Source organism: Micromonospora globbae (assembly GCF_036184225.1).
Classification (GTDB): Bacteria; Actinomycetota; Actinomycetes; order Mycobacteriales; family Micromonosporaceae; genus Micromonospora; species Micromonospora globbae.
Map to the genome: position 1 here is coordinate 2,916,590 of NZ_CP108084.1, position 17,045 is coordinate 2,933,634.

Genomic DNA, 17,045 nt, shown 5'->3' on the forward strand with positions numbered 1-17,045 from the left:
TCAGTCGGCGCGTCGGCCCAGCGCGTCGAGTTCCCGCAGCCCCGGGGTCCGCTGGATCACCTGGGTGAAGCTCACCTTCTCGCTGGCCGCCGTGAGCCCGGCCAGCACGGCGAGGATCCCGGCCCGGCCGAGCGGGCCGGTCCGCGCGGCGAGCGCCACGCCGAGCAGCGCGCCGAGCGCGTTCGCGCCACTGTCGCCGAGCATCACCGTCTCGTCCAGGTCGTCGGGCAGCAGCCCGGCGGCCGCGCCGGCCGCCCCGGCGGCGATCCCGCCGTGCGGGCCGCCGGCCAGCGGCGCGCCGAGCAGCAGGCCGGACTTGAGCGCCCGGCCGGGGCGCAGGTCGAGCAGGTTGACCAGGTTCGCGGTGCCGGCGACCACGCCGGCGCCCAGCAGCACGTCCACACCGCGCCCGAGCGCCCCCTGCCGCTGCCGACGGCGATGCCCGGCGACCCGGGGGTCGGCGGCGAGCAGCGCGGCCGCACCGAGCCCCGCGGCGCCCACACCGACGATCTTGACGAGGCCGGAGGTGATCCGCCCCTCGCGCAGGGCCGCGAGGTGGCCCGCGAAACCCTTGGCGGTCTTCTGGTCGGGCCGGGCCCCGACCACGTCGTCGTAGAGCCCGACGGCTCCGGCGCCGAGGCCGGCGACGACCGCCGCGGCGCCGGACGCCCCGCTGGTCGCGCCGAGGGCGGCGGCGCCCGTCGCGCCGGCGGCGAGCGCCGGACCGGCGGCGAGGCTCACCGTACGGCCGCGGAAGTTGGTCCGCTCCAGGGCCGGTCCGGCCGGGGAGGTACGCACCTCGCGCAGCGCGTACCGGGCGGCGACCGCCCCGGCACCGGCGGTCAGCAGCCGGCCCAGCATTCTCACGCGGTCACTCCGATCGGCTCGTCGACGGGCGTCACGGCCCGTGCTGCGGTCACTGGGGCAGTTTAGGCAGCTGCGACTCGGCGCTGTCGCCCACGCCGTACTGGCCGGCCTTCTTCTCGGTGAGCTGCTGCACCAACGCCAGCGTGGTGACCAGCTGCCCCTGGATGGTGTTGGCGTTGTCGACCGTCGAGATCGACTGGGCGAGCACGGCGTCGCGCCGCACGACCGCCACGAGGTTGTCGCCGTCCGAGCCGTAGCCGCCCACGACGATGGCGCCGGAACGGTCGAACTGCTCGGCGACCTTGACGACCGATTCGTCCTTCTTCGCGGAGTCCTTGTCGACGTACGGCTGGCCGCTGACCACCACGACGGCCTCGGCCGGCCCGCTGATCCGGTCCTCGGTGGTGAGGTAGCCGGCGTTGGTGTACGCGGCCAGCACCGCCCGCCGGTCGGCGTCGCTGACCGGCTCGACGCCCTGCCCCCGGTCGAGCAGCACGCTGGCCAGCAGTGCGCTGGAGGTCTCCACGCCGTGCCCGTTGCCGGGCAGGTTGCTGGTCTGCGCGCTGGTCGGCCGCACCGCGGTCACGGCCAGTTCGAGCAGGTTGTTGTTGTTGTCCGGGTTGATGAACTTGTCCTGCAGGTCGACCCGGCCGGTGATGTTCGCCCCGGCCAGCTGGAGCATGTCCACGACGCCCTCGGTGTGTTCCCGACCGGTGGGGAGGCTGACCACCAGCACCCGGCGGCCGGTGAGCTTGCCGGGGAGGACGACCTGCGACATCTCCGCCGCGAAGCTCTCCTCGGACTCGAGCTCCTTCTCCATGTTGTTGACCGCCTGGCGCATCTGCTGGTTGTCCTTGCGCAGGGCGGTCACCTGCTCCTTGAGCGAGTCGGCCACCGGGCCGTTGAGGGCGGCGGTGCCGACCACCAGGCCGATCGCCAGAGCCAGGAACACCGCGGTCAGCGACACCACGTGGTAGCGGAAATTGATCACGCTTGCAGCCTCTTGATCGTCGGGGAGCTAGAAGAGCTGGCCCAGCTGGAACACGAAATTGTCCCACCATTCGGAGACCACGCCCAGGTACGCCTTCCCGACGGTGGAGACGGCCACCGCGGAGGCCATCGCGGCGACCGCCGAGAGGACGAGCAGCAGCAGGGACGAACCGGAGATGCTCTGCCGGTAGAGCCGGCTCACCCCCTTGGCGTCGACCAGCTTGCCGCCGACCTTGAGCCGGGTGAGGAACGTCGAGGCCATCCCGCCGCGCCCCTTGTCGAGGAACTCCACGAGGGTGGCGTGCGTGCCGACGGCGACCAGCAGCGAGGCGCCCTTCTCGTCGGCGAGCAGCATGGCCAGGTCCTCGCTGGTGGCGGCGGCCGGAAACGTCACCGCCGGGACGCCGAGCGCAGTCACCCGGGGCAGGCCGGGGGCCCGCCCGTCCGGGTACGCGTGCACGATCACCTCGGCGCCGCAGCGCAGCACGTCGTCGGTCACCGAGTCCATGTCGCCGATGATCAGGTCGGGGGTGTAGCCCGCCTCCACGAGCGCGTCGGCACCGCCGTCGACGCCGATCAGCACGGGCTTGAACTCCCGGATGTAGGGGCGCAGCACGTCCAGGTCGGCCTTGTAGTCGTAGCCGCGGACCACGATGAGGCAGTGCCGCCCCTGGATCTGCGTCTGGATCTCCGGCACGCCGACACCGTCGAGCAGCAGGTCCCGCTCCTGCTTCAGGTAGTCCATGGTGTTGGCGGCGAACGCCTCCAGCTGGACGGAGAGCCCCTCCCGGGCGTCCGCCATCGCCTTGGCCACCGTCTCGGCGTCCTGGAGGGTGCCGTGCGCCACCGGCTCGTCGCCGACGTAGACGGTGTTGCCCTCGATCCGCACCGTGTCGCCCTCGCGGACCTGCTCGAAGATGCCCTCACCCAGGTCGTCCAGCAGCGGGATGCCCGCGCTCACGAGCACCTCGGGACCGAGGTTCGGGTAGCGGCCGGAGACCGACGGCTTGGCGTTGAGCACGGCCGCGACGCCGACGGCGACCAGCGAGTCCGCCGCCACCCGGTCGAGGTCGACGTGGTCGATCACCGCGATGTCGCCGGGGCGGAGCCGGCCGACCAGCCGCTTCGTACGGCGGTCCAGGCGTGCGGTGCCGAGGACGACGCCCGGTTCCGCGTTCCGGGTCCGGCGCAACGTGGGTAGACGCATCGTGACCATCCTGGCATGTGAGGCAGGGTTTTCTGTCGCGACATGCCTGAGCAGGGCCGCCTACCCAGGGAAGCACACCACGGCGCGCCCCGGTGTGCTTGCGCTCACAATACCGGCGGTCACGACCGCCTTTCCTTGGCCGCCACGGCCAGAAGCTCCTCCGCATGCGCGATACCCAGATCCGAGTCCGGCAAACCGGCGAGCATCCGGGCCAGCTCCCGGGCACGCTCCGTGTCCTCCACCACCCGCACCCCGCTCGTGGTCACCGCGCCGCCGGTGTCCTTGGCCACCACGAGGTGCCGGTCGGCGAACGCGGCCACCTGCGGCAGGTGGGTCACCACCAGCACCTGGTGACTGCGGGCCAGCCGGGCCAGCCGCCGGCCGATCTCCACCGCGGCCCGGCCGCCGACGCCCGCGTCGACCTCGTCGAAGACCAGGGTGGGCGGGCCGCCGGAACCGGCGAAGACCACCTCGATGGCGAGCATCACCCGCGACAGCTCACCGCCGGACGCGCCCCGCTGCAGCGGCAGCGACGGCGCGCCCGGGTGGGCCAGCAGCCGCAGCTCGACCTCGTCACCGCCGTCCGGGCCGACACCCACCTCGACACCGTTGACCGTGAGCGACGGCTCCGCCCGGCCCGCCGGACGCGGCAGCACCGCCACCTCGATCCGTGCGTGCGGCATGGCCAGCCCCGCCAGCTCGGCCGTGACCTGCTCGGCGAAGCGCCGGGCCGCCTCCTGCCGTGACGCCGACACCCGGCCCGCCAGCTCCGCCACCTCGCCGGCGAGGCGCTGCCCCTCGCGTTCCAGCTCGTCGAGCAGCTCGTCGGAGGTGTCCAACTGGGACAGCCGGGTGCGGGCCCGCTCCGCCCAGGCGATCACCCCGTCGACGTCGTCGGCGTACTTGCGGGTGAGCGCGCGCAGCGCGGCCCGCCGCTCGTAGACGGCCTGCAACCGGGCCGGGTCGGCGTCGAGCGTGGCGAGGTAGGACGACAGCTCGGCGGACACGTCGGTGACCAGCGTCGCCGCCTCCTCCAGGCGGGCCGCCAGCTCACCCAACGCCGGGTCGGTGCCGGCCTGCGCCTCCAGGGTGCGCCGCGCGGTGCCCAGCAGCGTCGTCGCGTCCGGCGTGTCGTCGGCGGCCTCCGCGCTGCCGGCCACGCACTGCTGGGCGAGCTGCGCCGCGGTGCGCAACCCCTCGGCGTGCTCCAGCCGCTGCGCCTCGGCCTTCAGCTCGTCGTCCTCGCCGGGCTGCGGATCCACCCGCGTGATCTCGTCGAGACCCAGCCGCAGCAGGTCGGCCTCCTGGTTGCGCTCGCGGGCGTTGCGCCGCCGGTCGGCCAGGTCGTCGACGACCCGCCGCCACCCGGCGTACGCCTCGCGCAGCGCGTCGAGCAGCTTCTCGTGCTCCGGGCCGGCGAACCGGTCGAGCGCGGCCCGCTGCTCGGCGGGGCGCAGCAGCCGCAGCTGGTCGGACTGGCCGTGCACGGCCACCACCTGCTCGCCGATCTCACCGAGCATCGACACCGGCATGCTGCGGCCACCCACGTGCGCGCGGGAACGGCCCTCGACGGTCACCGTGCGGCTCAGCACCACCGAGCCGTCCTCGTCCGGCTCGCCGCCGGCGTCGGTGACGCGGGCGTGCACCGCCCCGGCCACCCGACCACTCAGCCGCAGCCGCCCCTCCACCACGGCACGGCCCGGCTCCGCCCGGACCCGCCCGGCGTCGGCCCGACCGCCGAAGAGCAGCCCGAGGCCGGTCACCACCATGGTCTTGCCCGCACCGGTCTCGCCGGTGATGACGTTCATCCCGCCGGTCAGCGGCAGCGTGGTGTCCTCGATGACGCCCAGTCCGGTGATGCGCAGCTCCTCCAGCACAGCACCTGACAGTAGACGCGGGGCCCGACAGTTGACCAGCCGGCGACGCCGCGTCGCCGGTGTCCCCCCGGCGTCGTACAGTTCTGCCCCGTGTTGGAGGTCATCGGCCTGACGCCGGGCGAGGAGGAGCTCTACCGCTGCCTGGTGCAGCTCACCACCGCGCGGGTGGACGAGCTGGTCGAGCGACTGGGCCGCCCCCGCACCCAGGTGCTGGCGCACCTGGAGGGCCTGCGCGGCAAGGGGTTGGTGCCGCCCGCCGGGCCGGACCCCGACGCGCCGCTGCGACCTCTCGCGCCCGACGTCCCGCTCGGCGCGGCGCTGCTGCGCCGGCAGGAGGCCCTCGAGGCGGCCCGCGCCGCCGTCAACCACCTGACCGAGGAGTACCGGGCCGGGGTCCGGCGCCACGACGCCGCCCACCTCGTGGAGGTGATCACCGGCGCCGGCGCGCTCCGGGAGCGCCTGCGGGACCTGCAGAACGGCGCCCGCGAGGAGGTGCTCTGGTTCTGCCGGGCCAACCCGCTGGCCATGCCCGGTCCGGAGAACGTCGAGGAGTTCGACGCGCTCGCCCGCGGCGTCAGCTACCGGGCCATCTACGAGCGCGACATGCTCCTCGAACCGGGCGCGCTGGAGGACGTCGAGCAGGGCGTCCGCGCGGGCGAGCAGGCCCGCGTCATCGACCGGCTCCCGGTGCGGCTGGCCATCGTGGACGGCCGGCAGGCGCTCTGCCCGCTGGTGCCGGACCGGGACAGCGGCGAGCCGACCGCCGCCGTGGTCGGCCGCAGCCAGCTCCTCGACGCGCTGCTCGCGCTCTTCGAGAGCCACTGGCGGATCGCCACGCCGCTGCGCTCGTCCGCCCCGGCCCCGGACGGGCCGGACGGCACCGGGTACCGGCCGGACGCCGACGAGGTCCGGCTGCTGTCGCTGTTCGTGGCCGGCGTGCCGGACAAGTCCATCGCCTCCCAGCTCGGGGTGAGCCGCCGTACGGTGCAGCGGCGGCTGGCCGACCTCATGGCCGCCGCCGGCGTGGACACCCGGCCCGGCCTCGCGTTCCAGGCCGCCCGGCGCAACTGGATCTGACCCGCGGGGCCCGGCCGGCCGCCCCGGTCGAGACCGGCCCGGGACGCCACCCCAACGGCCCCGCCGAGCCGGGGACGGCCCGCCCGGGGGCGGGCGGGCGCGGCCGCCCGCCCCCGGATCGTCACCGCAGCCCGTACGCGTCGATGACGGTCTGCTCGACGGTGTTGCCCGCCCGGTCGGCGGCCCGCACCCGCAGCGACACCGTGCCGCGCCCGGCCGGCACCGTCGCGGTGAACCGCGTCCCCGAGCCCTTCACCGACGCCGCCCGCCAGCTGCGCCCGCCGTCGAACGACACGTCGACGCGCAGGCCGGCGCCCGTCGGTGCGGGCACGCCGGCCGGCTGCCGCAGGGTGAGCCCGAGCCGGTGCGCCGTACGCCCGGACACCTCGCCCCGCAGGTCGGCCGGCACCTGGTAGTCCACCTGCAGCAGCGGCAGGGCCCGCGGGCCGTCCCCGGCCGGCCGCGCCGAGGTGAACTCCCACGCCGTCTCGGTACGCGTGGCCCAGCGCCACTCCTCCGAGGAGCGCGCGGTGCTCACGTCCAGCCGGTAGCGGGCCGCACCCGGCGTCGTGGTCACCGGCGCCCACCCGCCGGACAGGTCGGCGATCTGCCGGCCGTCCCGGCTGAGCCGGGCCTGCACCGTGTCCTGCTCCTCGCTGACGCCCGCCGGGCCGAAGTGCCCGTCGGCGTCGACGAACTCGGGAATCCGCACGTCGAGCGTGTCGCCCGTGCGCGTCGGCACCGGCGCGCCCGCACCGGCCGGCACCGCCGGCCGGACCACCGGGGCGTACCACGTGGCGGTCTCCCGGTCGTCCGCCGCGTACCGGCGGGGCTGCTCGACGATCCCGCCCATCAGCTTGCCCATGTTCGAGAACGTGAACAGGTGCACCACCCGCTGCTGCCACCAGGAGTCCCCGGCGCTCACGAACTCCTGCCGCGTCGTCCCGGTCCGCACCATCCGCTGGTCGTCGTTCCAGGAGTACTCCTGCCAGGGCCGCCAGCCGAACCGCTGCTCCTTGGCCCAGTCGAACCCGCCGGTGTCGGCGTAGCGGGCCGTCACCTCGGCGGTGTTGGCCGCCGTCACCCGGTGCACGATCCGCTCCGGGACGCGCCCCTTCGACACCTGCCACACGTCGTACAGGTAGGGGCTGTCCACGGTGAGGGTGAGGTCCAGCGTGGTCCGGCGGGCCTTGACGGCCGCGATCAGCCGCTGCCCGTCGTCGTACGCCACGACCATCGCGGGGATCGGCAGGCGGTCCCCGGTGGGCCGCCACACCGTCCACGCGCTGAAGTCCGCGGGCCGGACGATGAGCACGGCCGCGGCGCCGGCCGCCGCGGCCGCGGCGATCTGGTCGTCCTCGGAGCGGTCGGCGCTGCCGGCGACCAGCGCGGCCGCGCCCCGGGCCCCGGCCAGCTCGGCCGGCGTCCCCGCCCCGGCCCAGACCAGCGGCAGCTTCCGCCGTCCGGTCGGCGCCGGCGACTGGTGCAGCAGGTTGATGTCCAGCGGGCCGGACACCTTGCTGATCTTCGCGTCGACCATGGGTGCGACGAGCTGCCAGCGGGACGCGAACTCGAACTCGCCCTGGCGCACCGCCCGCGTCGGCGTCACGTTCACCTGCTGGACCGTGCTGAACGTCATCACACCGTGGTCGATCTGCCGGCCGTTGCCGAAGACCCGGTGCTGGTAGAAGCTGATCGTCGCCCGCTGCTCGGTCGGCTTCGGCGTCTCGATGCGCACCGGCGTGCCCTTGCGCGGGTCGAGGACCACGGTGAGGTCCCGGTCCACCGTCAGCTCCGGGTCGGTGACCAGGGTGACCTGCTCGTCGAGCGGGGCGCCGTGCTCGATGAGGGCGTGCAGCAGGTACGGGCCCTCCTCGACCTGCACCTGCCAGTCGTCGCCGCCCAGCCAGCCGAGCTGGTCCGACTCGGGGTGCTCGCCGAACAGGGTGACCACCGGGGCGGGGCCGGGGCGTCCGGCCATGTCCAGCGCCCGCAGCGTGACGGTGTGCATCGGGCCGCTGAGGGTGAGCCCGACGGCGGTGCGGACGGTGACGCCGTCCGTGCCGGTGGCCACCAGCCAGCCGCCGTGCGGCCCGCGGTCCAGCCGGGCGGGGTCAGCGCGCAGCGGCACCTCCACGCTGCCGCCGGCCGGCACCGTCACCTCGGTGGTGCCGACCGACACCCCGTCGGGCTCGGCGGCGCCGCTGTCCAGGTTGCGCAGCTCCAGCGCCAGGCGCAGGGTCTGCGCCCGGTCGGTCCCGTTGGTGTACGTCACGGTCCGCTCCGCCGCGGCGCCGCCGCTGGCGAGCCGGCCGAAGTCGGCGGTGCCCGACGCGTACACCCGCTGGCTCAGTGCCCGGGCCACGTCGACCCGCCCGCCGCCCTGCTCGAACACGGTCAGCTCCGGGTTGGTCCGCGCGGTGCTGACCAGCGCGTCCTTCAGCCGGCCGGCCGTCCAGTCGGGGTGCTCCTGCGCGAGGATGGCGGCGGCGCCCGCGACGTGCGGCGTGGCCATCGACGTGCCGGAGGCCGTGGTGTACGCGTCACCGACCGGCGTACCCATGGTGGTGCCGGCCGCGCGGGCGGCGACGATGTCGACGCCCGGTGCCGTGATCTCCGGCTTCAGCCCGTTGTCGCCCAGGCGCGGGCCGCGGCTGGAGAAGTCGGCGAGGTCGTCGTTGCGGTCCACCGCGCCCACGGTCAGCGCCGAGGTGGCCGCCCCCGGCGACCCGACGGTACGCGCCGCGCCCTCGTTCCCGGCGGCGATCACGAAGAGCGCCCCGGTGTCGGCGGTGAGGTCGTTCACCGCCTGGCTCATCGGGTCGGTGCCGTCGGTCGGGGCGCCGCCGAGGCTCATGCTGACGACCTTCGCGCCGGAGTGGGCGGCCCACTCCATGCCCGCGATGATGCCCGAGTCGTAGCCGGAGCCGGAGTCGTCGAGCACCTTGCCGATGAGCAGCTTCGCGCCGGGCGCGACACCCTTGCGGAGCCCGTCGGACGCCGCGCCGCTGCCCGCGATGGTGGCCGCCACGTGGGTGCCGTGGCCGTGCCCGTCGCGGGCGCTGCCGCTGCCCGTGAAGTCCTGGGACTCGGCGATCCGGCCGGCCAGGTCGGGGTGTCCGGCGTCGACGCCGGTGTCGAGCACGGCGACCCGCACCCCGCTGCCGTCCCGCCCGGCCGCCCAGGCCGCGGGCGCGCCGATCTGCGGCACGCTGTGCTCCAGCGCCGGGTGGACCCGTCCGTCCAGCCACACCCGGGCGATGCCGGCGCCCAGCCGCGCCGGGGCGCCCGACCCGGCCCGCGCGGCGGGCGCGGCCCGCAGCGTGCTCCACAGCGCGCCGAGCTCGCCCTTGCCGACGCGTACGGCCGCGCCGTTGATGCTCTCCAGCGGCCGGGCCGCGGTGGCGCCGGCCAGCGCCCGCACCCGCCCGCCGGCCGGCTCCTGGTAGCGCACGATCAGCGGCAGCGTGCCCTGCGCCGCGTCGCCGTAGCCCTGGGCGACCAGTTCCTCCACGTCGAACAGGTCCTCGTCGAGCAGTCCGGCCGACACGTACGGCACGACGTCGCTGGGCAGCACCCGCAGACCGCCGTCGGCGGACACCGTCGAGAAGGTGATCCGCTCGCGGCCGGGTCCGGGGTGGACGGTGGCGGCGACCCGTCCCGGCGCGGCCTGGACCAGTTCGACCTGGTCACCGGTGATCAGCGTGATGCGGACGGGCGTGGCGTCCGGGGTGGACGCCGCCGGACCGGGGCCGGCGGGCGGTGCGGGCGGCTGGGCGGACGCCGGTGCGGCGAGTCCGACCGCCAGCGCGCCGACCGCGCCGGCGGCGAGCCAGCGTGGGGGCCAGTGCATGCGTTGCAGCTCCTCTACTCCAGGTGGGCGCCCTCGGGGGCGACCGTTGGGAGTCTGCGACGGAGATCACCGGGTGGTCACTAGCTGAGGCACGCCGCACCGGCGACATGTCGCCAGGTGGACACGCGGCGACGCGGAACGTCCGGGCGGGCGTCCGGCGGGTTTCCGGCGGGTGGACGGGGACGCGCGGTCAGCGGCGCGCGGGACGCGCGGTCAGCGGCGCGACCCGCGCCAGCCGTGCACGGGCAGATCGAACTTGGCCACCAGCCGGTCGGTGAACGGGCGGTCCCGCAGCCGGACGACCCGCACCGGCAACGCGCCACGGCGCACCGTCACGCGAGCGCCGGGCGGCAGGTCGTAGACCCGGCGCCCGTCGCAGGACAGCACGGCGAGGGTGGTGAACGGGTCCACCGTGATGGTGATCGTCGAGGTCGGCGCGGTGACCAGCGGCCGGCTGAACAGCGCGTGGGCGCTGATCGGCACGAGGAGCAGCGCCTCCACCTCCGGCCACACCACCGGGCCGCCGCCGGAGAAGGCGTACGCCGTGGAGCCGGTGGGCGTGGCGCAGACCACCCCGTCGCAGCCGTACCGGGACAGTGGCCGGTCGTCCACGTCGACGAGGAGTTCGAGCATCTGGGCCCGCTCCCCCTTCTCGACGCTGATCTCGTTGAGCGCCCACGACTCGATGGTCGGGCCGCCGTCGAACTCGGCCGTGACGTCGAGCGTGAGCCGCTCGTCCACCGTGTAGTTGCGGGCCACCACGTCCCGCACGGCGCTGTCGACGTCGCCGATCTCCGCCTCGGCGAGGAAACCGACCTTGCCGAGGTTGATGCCGAGCAGCGGCACCTTGACCGGCCGCGCCAGCTCCGCCGCGCGCAGGAACGTGCCGTCCCCGCCCAGCGCGAAGACGATCTCGGCGCCCTCGGCCGCCTCCGGCCCGCTGACCGGCACGACGCCGGGCAGGTCGAGGTCCTCGGCCTCCTCGGCGACCACACGCACCTCGAAGCCGGCGGCGATCAGGTCGGCGGCGACGGTGCGGGCGTGCTCGGTGCTGCGCCGGCGGCCGGTGTGGGTGACCAGCAGCGCGGTCCGGGTCACCAGGGCCGCCTCACCACGGCGCGACGCCGCACGCCGGCACCCGCCCCCGCGCGGCCCACCACGCCACGCACGCTGCTCGCACTCACCCTGCGACCTCCTCCGCCGCGTCCGGCACGCCCCCGGACTCCACCGGGCCCCGCGGCCCGGCCGCGACCACCGTCCGCACCCGCTGCGGGTCCGCCGGTGGCGCGTCCCGGCGTAACCATACGAAGAACTCGACGTTGCCGCTCGGCCCGGGCAACGGGCTCGCGGCCACGTCGGCGAGGCCCAGCCCGAGCTGCGCGGCGGCGGCCGCCACGTCGAGCACCGCCTCGGCGCGCAACTGCGGGTCGCGGACCACACCGCCGGCGCCGACGCGCTCCTTGCCGACCTCGAACTGCGGCTTCACCATCAGCGCCAGGTCACCGTCGGGCCGCGTGCAGCCGGCCAGGGCCGGAAGCACCAGCCGCAGCGAGATGAACGACAGGTCCGCCACGGTCAGGTCGACGGGCCCGCCGATCTGCTCCGGCGTGAGGGAGCGGACGTTGGTGCGCTCGAACACCCGGACCCGGTCGTCGGTGCGCAGCGCCCAGGCGAGCTGGCCGTAGCCGACGTCCACGGCGACCACCTCGGCGGCGCCGGCGCGCAGCAGCACGTCGGTGAAGCCGCCGGTCGACGCGCCGGCGTCCAGGCAGCGCCGCCCGGCCACGGCCAGCCCGGCGAACGCGTCCAGCGCGCCGGCCAGCTTGTGACCGCCCCGGGAGACGTACTCCGAGGTCGGGTCCTCGCCGGTGACCAGCAGCGCGTCGGCCGGGTCGACCATCGCGGCCGGCTTGCGGGCCGGCACCCCGCGCAGCTGGACCCGGCCGGCCTCCACCAGCGCGGCGGCCTGCTCGCGGGAGCGGGCCAGCCCACGGCGGACGAGCTCGGCGTCGAGCCGGTTGCGACGTGCCATGCGGTCTCCGGTGTCAGGTCTGGTCGATGGAGGCGAGCGTCTCGCGCAGCGTCTCGTACGCCGCCTCGTACTGGGCGATCTGGTCGGCGGGCGACAGCGAGGCCGCGTTGATCATCGCCTGCACGGCGGCGTCGACCGCCGGGTGCCCCTCCCCCTCGATGTCGTCGGGGAGCGGCGGCGGACCGGGACGCGGCCCCGGACGGCTCGGCGCCATGCCACCGGGCGGCGGGCCGGGCCGTGGGGCGGCGGCGCCCGGCGGTGGACCCGGCCGCGGCGCCGGCGCGCTGCCGGGCGGCGGGCCGGGACGGTACGGGCCGGTCACGGCCGGCACCCCCCGGCGGCGGGCGGGCGGGTCACTCGCCGCCTCCCGGCTGCTGCTTGCGGGCCGCCTTCTTCGGCGGACGGGCCGGCTCGGCCGCCCCGTCGGTGGGGCTCAGCGTTCCCGGTGAGCGGCGGGCCACGGCCTTGCCGGGCTCGGCCTTCTTCGCGACCGCCTTCTTCGCCACGGCCTTCTTGGCGACGGCCTTCTTGGCCACCGCCTTCTTCGCCGGCGGCGTGGCGACCGGGGCGGAGAGCGTGCCGGTGGACGCCTCCGGGCCGGCCTCGGCGGGTCCGCCCGGCTCCCCGGGCTTCCCCTCCCGCTTCCCGGCCTCCGCGGCCGGGCCGGCCGGCCTCCCGGAGGCCGCCGCGCCGCCCTGGGTCGCGGTCACCGGAGCGGGAGTCGACGGTGGGCCGGCCGGTTCCGCCCCGGCGGGACGGCCCGTGGTGGCCCCCGGCGCCGTGCCGGCGGCCCGGGGAGCGGCCGATCGCGCCTCGCGCAGCTGCCGCTCCAGGTCCTGCACCCGGCGGGTCAGCTCGGCGACCTCCTCGGCCGTGGCCAACCCGACCGCGCCGAGCGCCCGGTCGACCTCGAAGCGGACGAGCTTGGTCAGCGCCTCACGGTTCGCCGCGCTGGTGGAGAGGAGTTCCTCGGCGAGCGCCTGGAGCTGGGCGGCGGTCGCGCCGCCGGAGCCGACGAGCCGGCGTACGGCGTCCTGGGCCTTCTTCCGCGGCGCCTCCGTCAGGCCCATGGCCAGCTCGAGGTAGGCGCGCCACGCGTCCTGCATGCCTGAGTCCTTCCGCGGTGCGGGGGATGTGCAGGTCTCACGCTACCGGCCCCGCCGACGGCCCCGTGCGGTACGGTGCCGAGGACGGCGTGGCTCGACGGTGAGGAGGCGACGGGTGGCCAGCGTGGACGAGTGTCGGCAGGCGTTGCAGGAGCTCGCCGCCCGGCTGGACCGCAACGCGGAGACCGTACGCGAACGGGTCGACCTGGACCGCACCCTCGCCTGCCGGATCACCGACCTCGACACCGCCTTCCACGGCCGCCTCACCGACGGTCGGCTCGTCGACCTCACCGACGGCGACGACCCCAAGGCCAAGATCGCGATGAGCACCAGCAGCGACGACCTCGTGGCACTGGTGCGGGGCGAACTCGACATCGCCCGGGCGGTGGCCTCGCGCCGAGTCTCGATCAAGGCGAACCCGTTCGACCTGATGAAGCTCCGCAAGCTGCTCTGAACCGGCTGCTCCCGCTCAGGCGGGCAGGCCGAGCGCGGCCAGCGCCCGCGCGGCGTCCGGCGAGCCGGCCCGCACCGGCGGCACCGCCGTCGTCGACCACGCGGCGGCGCAGAGCACGGCGAGCGCGTCGAGCGGACTGCCGCTGCCCGTTAGCTCCAGGCCCCCGTCGTGGGCGGTCACCGACCAGCCGCCGGCGTCCGGCGGGCCGGGCACCCGCACCACGGCCGCCGGGTCGAAGAGCCCGGCCAGGTCCCGCGCGACGAAGGTGGGCCGCCGATCCGGCCCGGCGGCGAGCAGCTCGGGTACGTCGCTGACGCCGGTGAGCACGAGCAGGCTGTCCAGCCCGGCCCGCCGGGCGCCCTCGATGTCGGTGTCCAGCCGGTCGCCCACCACCAGCGTCCGACCCCCCTCGACACGGCGCGCGGCCGTGGCGAACAGCGCCGGCTCCGGCTTGCCGACGACGACGTCGGGGTCGCGGCCGAGCGCCGTCCGCAGCACGGCCACCAGCGCGCCGTTGCCGGGCAGCGGTCCCCGGCCGCTCGGCAGGGTCCGGTCGGTGTTCGTGGCGATCCAGGTGGCCCCGGCCCGGACGGCCACCGTCGCCTCGGCGAGGTCGGTCCAGCCGACCTGCGGCCCGTACCCCTGCACCACCGCCCGCGGTCCGTCGTCCGCGCGGTCGACGGGGGTGAGGCCGACGGCGGCGATCTCGGCGCGCAACGCCTCGGCGCCGACCACCAGCACCGGGGCGCCGGCCGGCAGCCGGTCCCGGAGCAGTTCGGCGGCCGCCGCCGCGCTGGTGAGCACCTCGTCCGGGCGGGCCGGCACCCCCATGCCGGTGAGCAGGTCGGCGACCTGGCTCGACCGGCGGGAGGCGTTGTTCGTGGCGTACGCGACGGCCCGCCCCTCGGCGTGCAGCCGGCCGACCGCCTCCACGGCGCCGGGGATGGGCCGGTCGATCAGGTAGATCACACCGTCCAGGTCGAAGACGACCTGGGCGTACCCGTCGACCAGCCGCTCCGGGCCGTCCGCGCTCACCGGGCGACCGGCCCCGTCTCACCGTCGTCCGCCGGCTCCTCGGCACCGGCCCGCGCCCGCAGGTCCGGGTCGTCCGGGCCGCCCCGGCCGGCGATGTCGTCCGGGTCGGCCCCCGCGTACGCCTCCGGCTGCCCCTCGTCGGCTCCGCCGGCGTCCACGGCCGCCGTGTCGGCGCCGGTGGCCTCCGTGTCCGTGTCGGCCGTGGCGGGCCCGGCGACCCCGGTGTCGGCCGTCGGCGCGGGCTCGTCCTCGGCCGGCGCGTTTCCGTCGCCCGCCTCCCCGTCGGCGCGGGAGCCGGCCTCGGCCTCCTCGTCGGCGCCGGCGTCGGCCTCGTCGCCGCTCACGAACTCCGGCCGGGCCGGCACCGCACCCGGCGCCCCGGGGCCGGCGGCGATCTCCTCGACCGACTCCTCGTCCTCGTCGTCGCCCTCGATGACCACACCGTCGAGCTCCAGCAGGCGCTCGGCCGCGTCGGTCTCGCCGTCGACGTCCACCTCGGCGGCACGGGAGAACCACTCCCGTGCCTCGTCACGGCGGCCGACCGCGAGCAGCGCGTCGGCGTACGCGTAGCGCAACCGCGCCGCCCACGGCTCGGCGGCGTCGCTGGTCAGCTCGCGCACCTGGAGCATCGCGACGGCGGCGTCCTTCTGGCCGAGGTCGCCGCGCGCGCCGGCCGCGACGATCAGCAGTTCGATGGCGGTGGCCGGGTCGAGCGCGTCACGGTCCGCGCCGCGGTACAGGTCGATGGCCCGCTCCGGGCGGCCGAGCGCGCGCTCGCTGTCGGCGATCACCGCGAGGTGGCTCTGCAGGCCGGTCATCCGGTGGTACGTCCGCAACTCGGCGATCGCGGTCTGCCACTCCCCCGCGTGGTACGCGGCGAGGCCCACCGCCTCCCGCACGGAGGCGATCCGCGAGGCCAGCCGGCGGGCGGCCAGCGCGTGCGCCAGCGCCTCGGCCGGGTCCTCGTCGATCAGCTGGCCGGTGGCCACCAGGTGCCGCGCCACGGTTTCGGCGACCGGCTTGGCCAGCGACAACAGTTCGGCGCGCACGTCCTTGTCGAGGTCGGTCGCGACGATCTCGTCCGGCAGCGCGGGCGCGGCGGTCCGCTCGTCCTCCCGCTCGGCGGCACCGCCCTCACGCCGGCGCTCCTCGAACCGGCGCTCGTCGTCCCGCTTCGGGCGCTCCTCGCCCCGGTAGCCGCCCTCGCGGCGCTCGCGGAACCCGCCCTCGCGGCGGTCGCCGCCACGGAAGCCCTCACGGTCCCCACGGAAACCACCGTCACGGCGCTCACGGAAGCCACCCTCGCGGCGATCGCCGCCACGGAAGCCCTCACGGCCACCGGCGCGGAAGCCACCGCCCTCACGGCGCTCACGGAACCCGCCCTCACGGCGGTCGCCGCCACGGAAGCCCTCGCGGTCGCCACGGAAGCCCTGCTCGCCCCGGTAGCCGCCCTCACGGCGCCCACCGCCCTGGTAGCCGCCCTCGCGGTCGCCACCGCGGAAGCCACGCTCGTCCCTGCCGCCCCGGTCACCGCCGCGGAAGCCCTCACGGTCACCGCGGAAGCCGCCCTCGCGGCGCTCACCGCCGCGGTGGCCGCGCTCGCGGTCACCCTCGCGGTCCCGGAAACCGCCGTCGCGGTCGCGCCCGCGGAAGCTGCCCTGGCCGCGCTCACCGTCACGGAAGCCACCGTCGCGTCGGCCCTCGCGGAAGCCGCCCTCACGGGTGCCGCCCTCACGCCGGTCACCGCCGCGGAAGCCCTCACGCTCCCCACGGAAGCCGCCGTCACGGCGCTCACGGAAGCCGCCCTCGCGGCGGTCACCGCGGTATCCCTCGCGGTCGCCGCCACGGAACGGCCGCTCACCGCGGTCGCCGTCGCGGAACCCGCCGCCGCGGCGCTCACCGCCGCGGAAGCCCTCACGCTCACCACCGCGGAAGTCCGCGTCGCGGTCCGCCGCGCGGAAGCCGCCCGGACGGTCACCGGCGCGGAACCCGCCGGACCGGTCGCCGCCCCGGTAGCCGCGCTCACGGTCGCCGCCACGGGAACCCTCGCGGTCCCGGAAGCCGCCCTCACGGCGGTCACCGCCGCGGAAGCCCTCACGGTCCCCGCGGTAGCCCTCGCCGCGGCGTTCACCGGACCGGAAACCACCACGGTCGCCGCCTCGGCCCTCACGGTCGCCGCGCTCGCGGTCACCGCCGCGGAAGCCGCCGTCGCGGTAACCCTGCGGCCGGTCGCCGCGGAAGCCGCCCTCGCGGCGGTCGCCGCCGCGGAAGCCCTCGCGGTCCCCGCGGTAGCCGCCCTCGCGACGGTCACCGCCGCGGAAGCCCTGGTCGCGGTCCCCGCGGTAGCCGCCCTCGCGGCGGGGGCCGCCGCGGTCGTCCCGGTCTCCGCGATACGGCGGCCGATCGCGGTCGTCGCGCCGCGGCGCCCGGTCGCGCCCGCCCGACCGCTCACTGCGGTCGTCGTATCGACGGGGGCGGTCGCCGCCCTGCGGTCCTGAACTCACGGGGTACATCCTTCCTCATTGCGCCATCAGCGGCGCCACGCAA

At 76.3% G+C, this 17,045-nt stretch carries 14 protein-coding genes; 3 read left to right on the forward strand and 11 right to left on the reverse strand.

Annotation, left to right across the window (positions count from 1 at the left end):
- The 4 genes from OG994_RS12855 to recN form a co-directional block, all read right to left on the reverse strand.
- Positions 1 to 867: a hypothetical protein gene (locus OG994_RS12855; protein ID WP_328853397.1), complete on the reverse strand. Its 867-nt coding sequence runs from the start codon at positions 865 to 867 to the stop codon at positions 1 to 3.
- A 49-nt stretch (positions 868 to 916) separates the two neighbouring features.
- Positions 917 to 1,858: a copper transporter gene (locus tag OG994_RS12860; RefSeq protein ID WP_120330981.1), complete on the reverse strand. Its 942-nt coding sequence runs from the start codon at positions 1,856 to 1,858 to the stop codon at positions 917 to 919.
- Between the two features lie 27 nt (positions 1,859 to 1,885).
- A complete protein-coding gene (gene steA / locus OG994_RS12865) occupies positions 1,886 to 3,064 on the reverse strand; it encodes a putative cytokinetic ring protein SteA (RefSeq protein ID WP_328853398.1) in 1,179 nt (392 codons plus the stop codon).
- 119 nt (positions 3,065 to 3,183) lie between these two features.
- Entirely contained in the window at positions 3,184 to 4,941 is a 1,758-nt protein-coding gene (recN, locus tag OG994_RS12870) for a DNA repair protein RecN (protein WP_120330979.1), read from the reverse strand.
- Positions 4,942 to 5,031: 90 nt separating this feature from the next.
- Here recN and OG994_RS12875 point away from each other — a divergent pair, with 90 nt between their 5' ends.
- Positions 5,032 to 6,018: a helix-turn-helix domain-containing protein gene (locus OG994_RS12875; RefSeq protein ID WP_120330978.1), complete on the forward strand. Its 987-nt coding sequence runs from the start codon at positions 5,032 to 5,034 to the stop codon at positions 6,016 to 6,018.
- A 121-nt stretch (positions 6,019 to 6,139) separates the two neighbouring features.
- On the opposite strand, the gene OG994_RS12880 is transcribed toward OG994_RS12875, so the two are convergent.
- The 5 genes from OG994_RS12880 to OG994_RS12900 all read right to left on the reverse strand — a co-directional run bounded on the left by OG994_RS12880 (position 6,140) and on the right by OG994_RS12900 (position 13,009).
- Entirely contained in the window at positions 6,140 to 9,871 is a 3,732-nt protein-coding gene (locus OG994_RS12880; RefSeq protein ID WP_328853399.1) for a S8 family serine peptidase, read from the reverse strand.
- A gap of 213 nt (positions 9,872 to 10,084) precedes the next feature.
- Entirely contained in the window at positions 10,085 to 10,969 is an 885-nt protein-coding gene (locus OG994_RS12885) for an NAD kinase (protein ID WP_120330976.1), read from the reverse strand.
- 82 nt (positions 10,970 to 11,051) lie between these two features.
- Positions 11,052 to 11,903 (reverse strand): TlyA family RNA methyltransferase, encoded by an 852-nt coding sequence (locus OG994_RS12890; protein ID WP_120330975.1) that lies wholly within the window; start codon positions 11,901 to 11,903, stop codon positions 11,052 to 11,054.
- A 13-nt stretch (positions 11,904 to 11,916) separates the two neighbouring features.
- Positions 11,917 to 12,225, reverse strand: a complete 309-nt coding sequence (locus OG994_RS12895; protein ID WP_192902261.1) for a hypothetical protein — start codon at positions 12,223 to 12,225, stop codon at positions 11,917 to 11,919.
- A 31-nt stretch (positions 12,226 to 12,256) separates the two neighbouring features.
- Positions 12,257 to 13,009, reverse strand: coding sequence for a phasin family protein (locus OG994_RS12900; protein WP_120330974.1), 753 nt, complete (start codon positions 13,007 to 13,009; stop codon positions 12,257 to 12,259).
- A 115-nt stretch (positions 13,010 to 13,124) separates the two neighbouring features.
- Between OG994_RS12900 and OG994_RS12905 the strand changes: the two genes are divergently transcribed.
- Positions 13,125 to 13,463 carry an SCP2 sterol-binding domain-containing protein gene (locus OG994_RS12905; protein WP_120330973.1) on the forward strand — a complete coding sequence of 113 codons (339 nt, stop codon included), beginning with the start codon at positions 13,125 to 13,127 and terminating at the stop codon, positions 13,461 to 13,463.
- Between the two features lie 15 nt (positions 13,464 to 13,478).
- Here the strand turns inward: OG994_RS12905 and OG994_RS12910 are convergent, their stop codons facing one another.
- Positions 13,479 to 14,498: an HAD-IIA family hydrolase gene (locus OG994_RS12910; RefSeq protein ID WP_328853400.1), complete on the reverse strand. Its 1,020-nt coding sequence runs from the start codon at positions 14,496 to 14,498 to the stop codon at positions 13,479 to 13,481.
- The gene (locus OG994_RS12915; RefSeq protein WP_328853711.1) at positions 14,495 to 15,502 is read right to left on the reverse strand and encodes a Replicase polyprotein 1ab; all 1,008 of its coding nucleotides are present in this window, start codon (positions 15,500 to 15,502) and stop codon (positions 14,495 to 14,497) included. The genes OG994_RS12910 and OG994_RS12915 overlap by 4 nt, the downstream gene beginning before the upstream one ends.
- Here OG994_RS12915 and OG994_RS12920 point away from each other — a divergent pair.
- Positions 15,491 to 16,996, forward strand: a complete 1,506-nt coding sequence (locus tag OG994_RS12920) for a hypothetical protein (protein WP_328853401.1) — start codon at positions 15,491 to 15,493, stop codon at positions 16,994 to 16,996. The genes OG994_RS12915 and OG994_RS12920 overlap by 12 nt on opposite strands.
- The last annotated feature ends 49 nt before the right edge of the window (positions 16,997 to 17,045 follow it).

Coding starts and splice junctions, on each gene's coding strand:
- steA (WP_328853398.1), bottom strand. CDS start 3,064: ATGCGTCTACCCACGTTGCGCCGGACCCGGAACGCGGAACCGGGCGTC.
- OG994_RS12880 (WP_328853399.1), bottom strand. CDS start 9,871: ATGCACTGGCCCCCACGCTGGCTCGCCGCCGGCGCGGTCGGCGCGCTG.
- OG994_RS12890 (WP_120330975.1), bottom strand. CDS start 11,903: ATGGCACGTCGCAACCGGCTCGACGCCGAGCTCGTCCGCCGTGGGCTG.
- OG994_RS12900 (WP_120330974.1), bottom strand. CDS start 13,009: ATGCAGGACGCGTGGCGCGCCTACCTCGAGCTGGCCATGGGCCTGACG.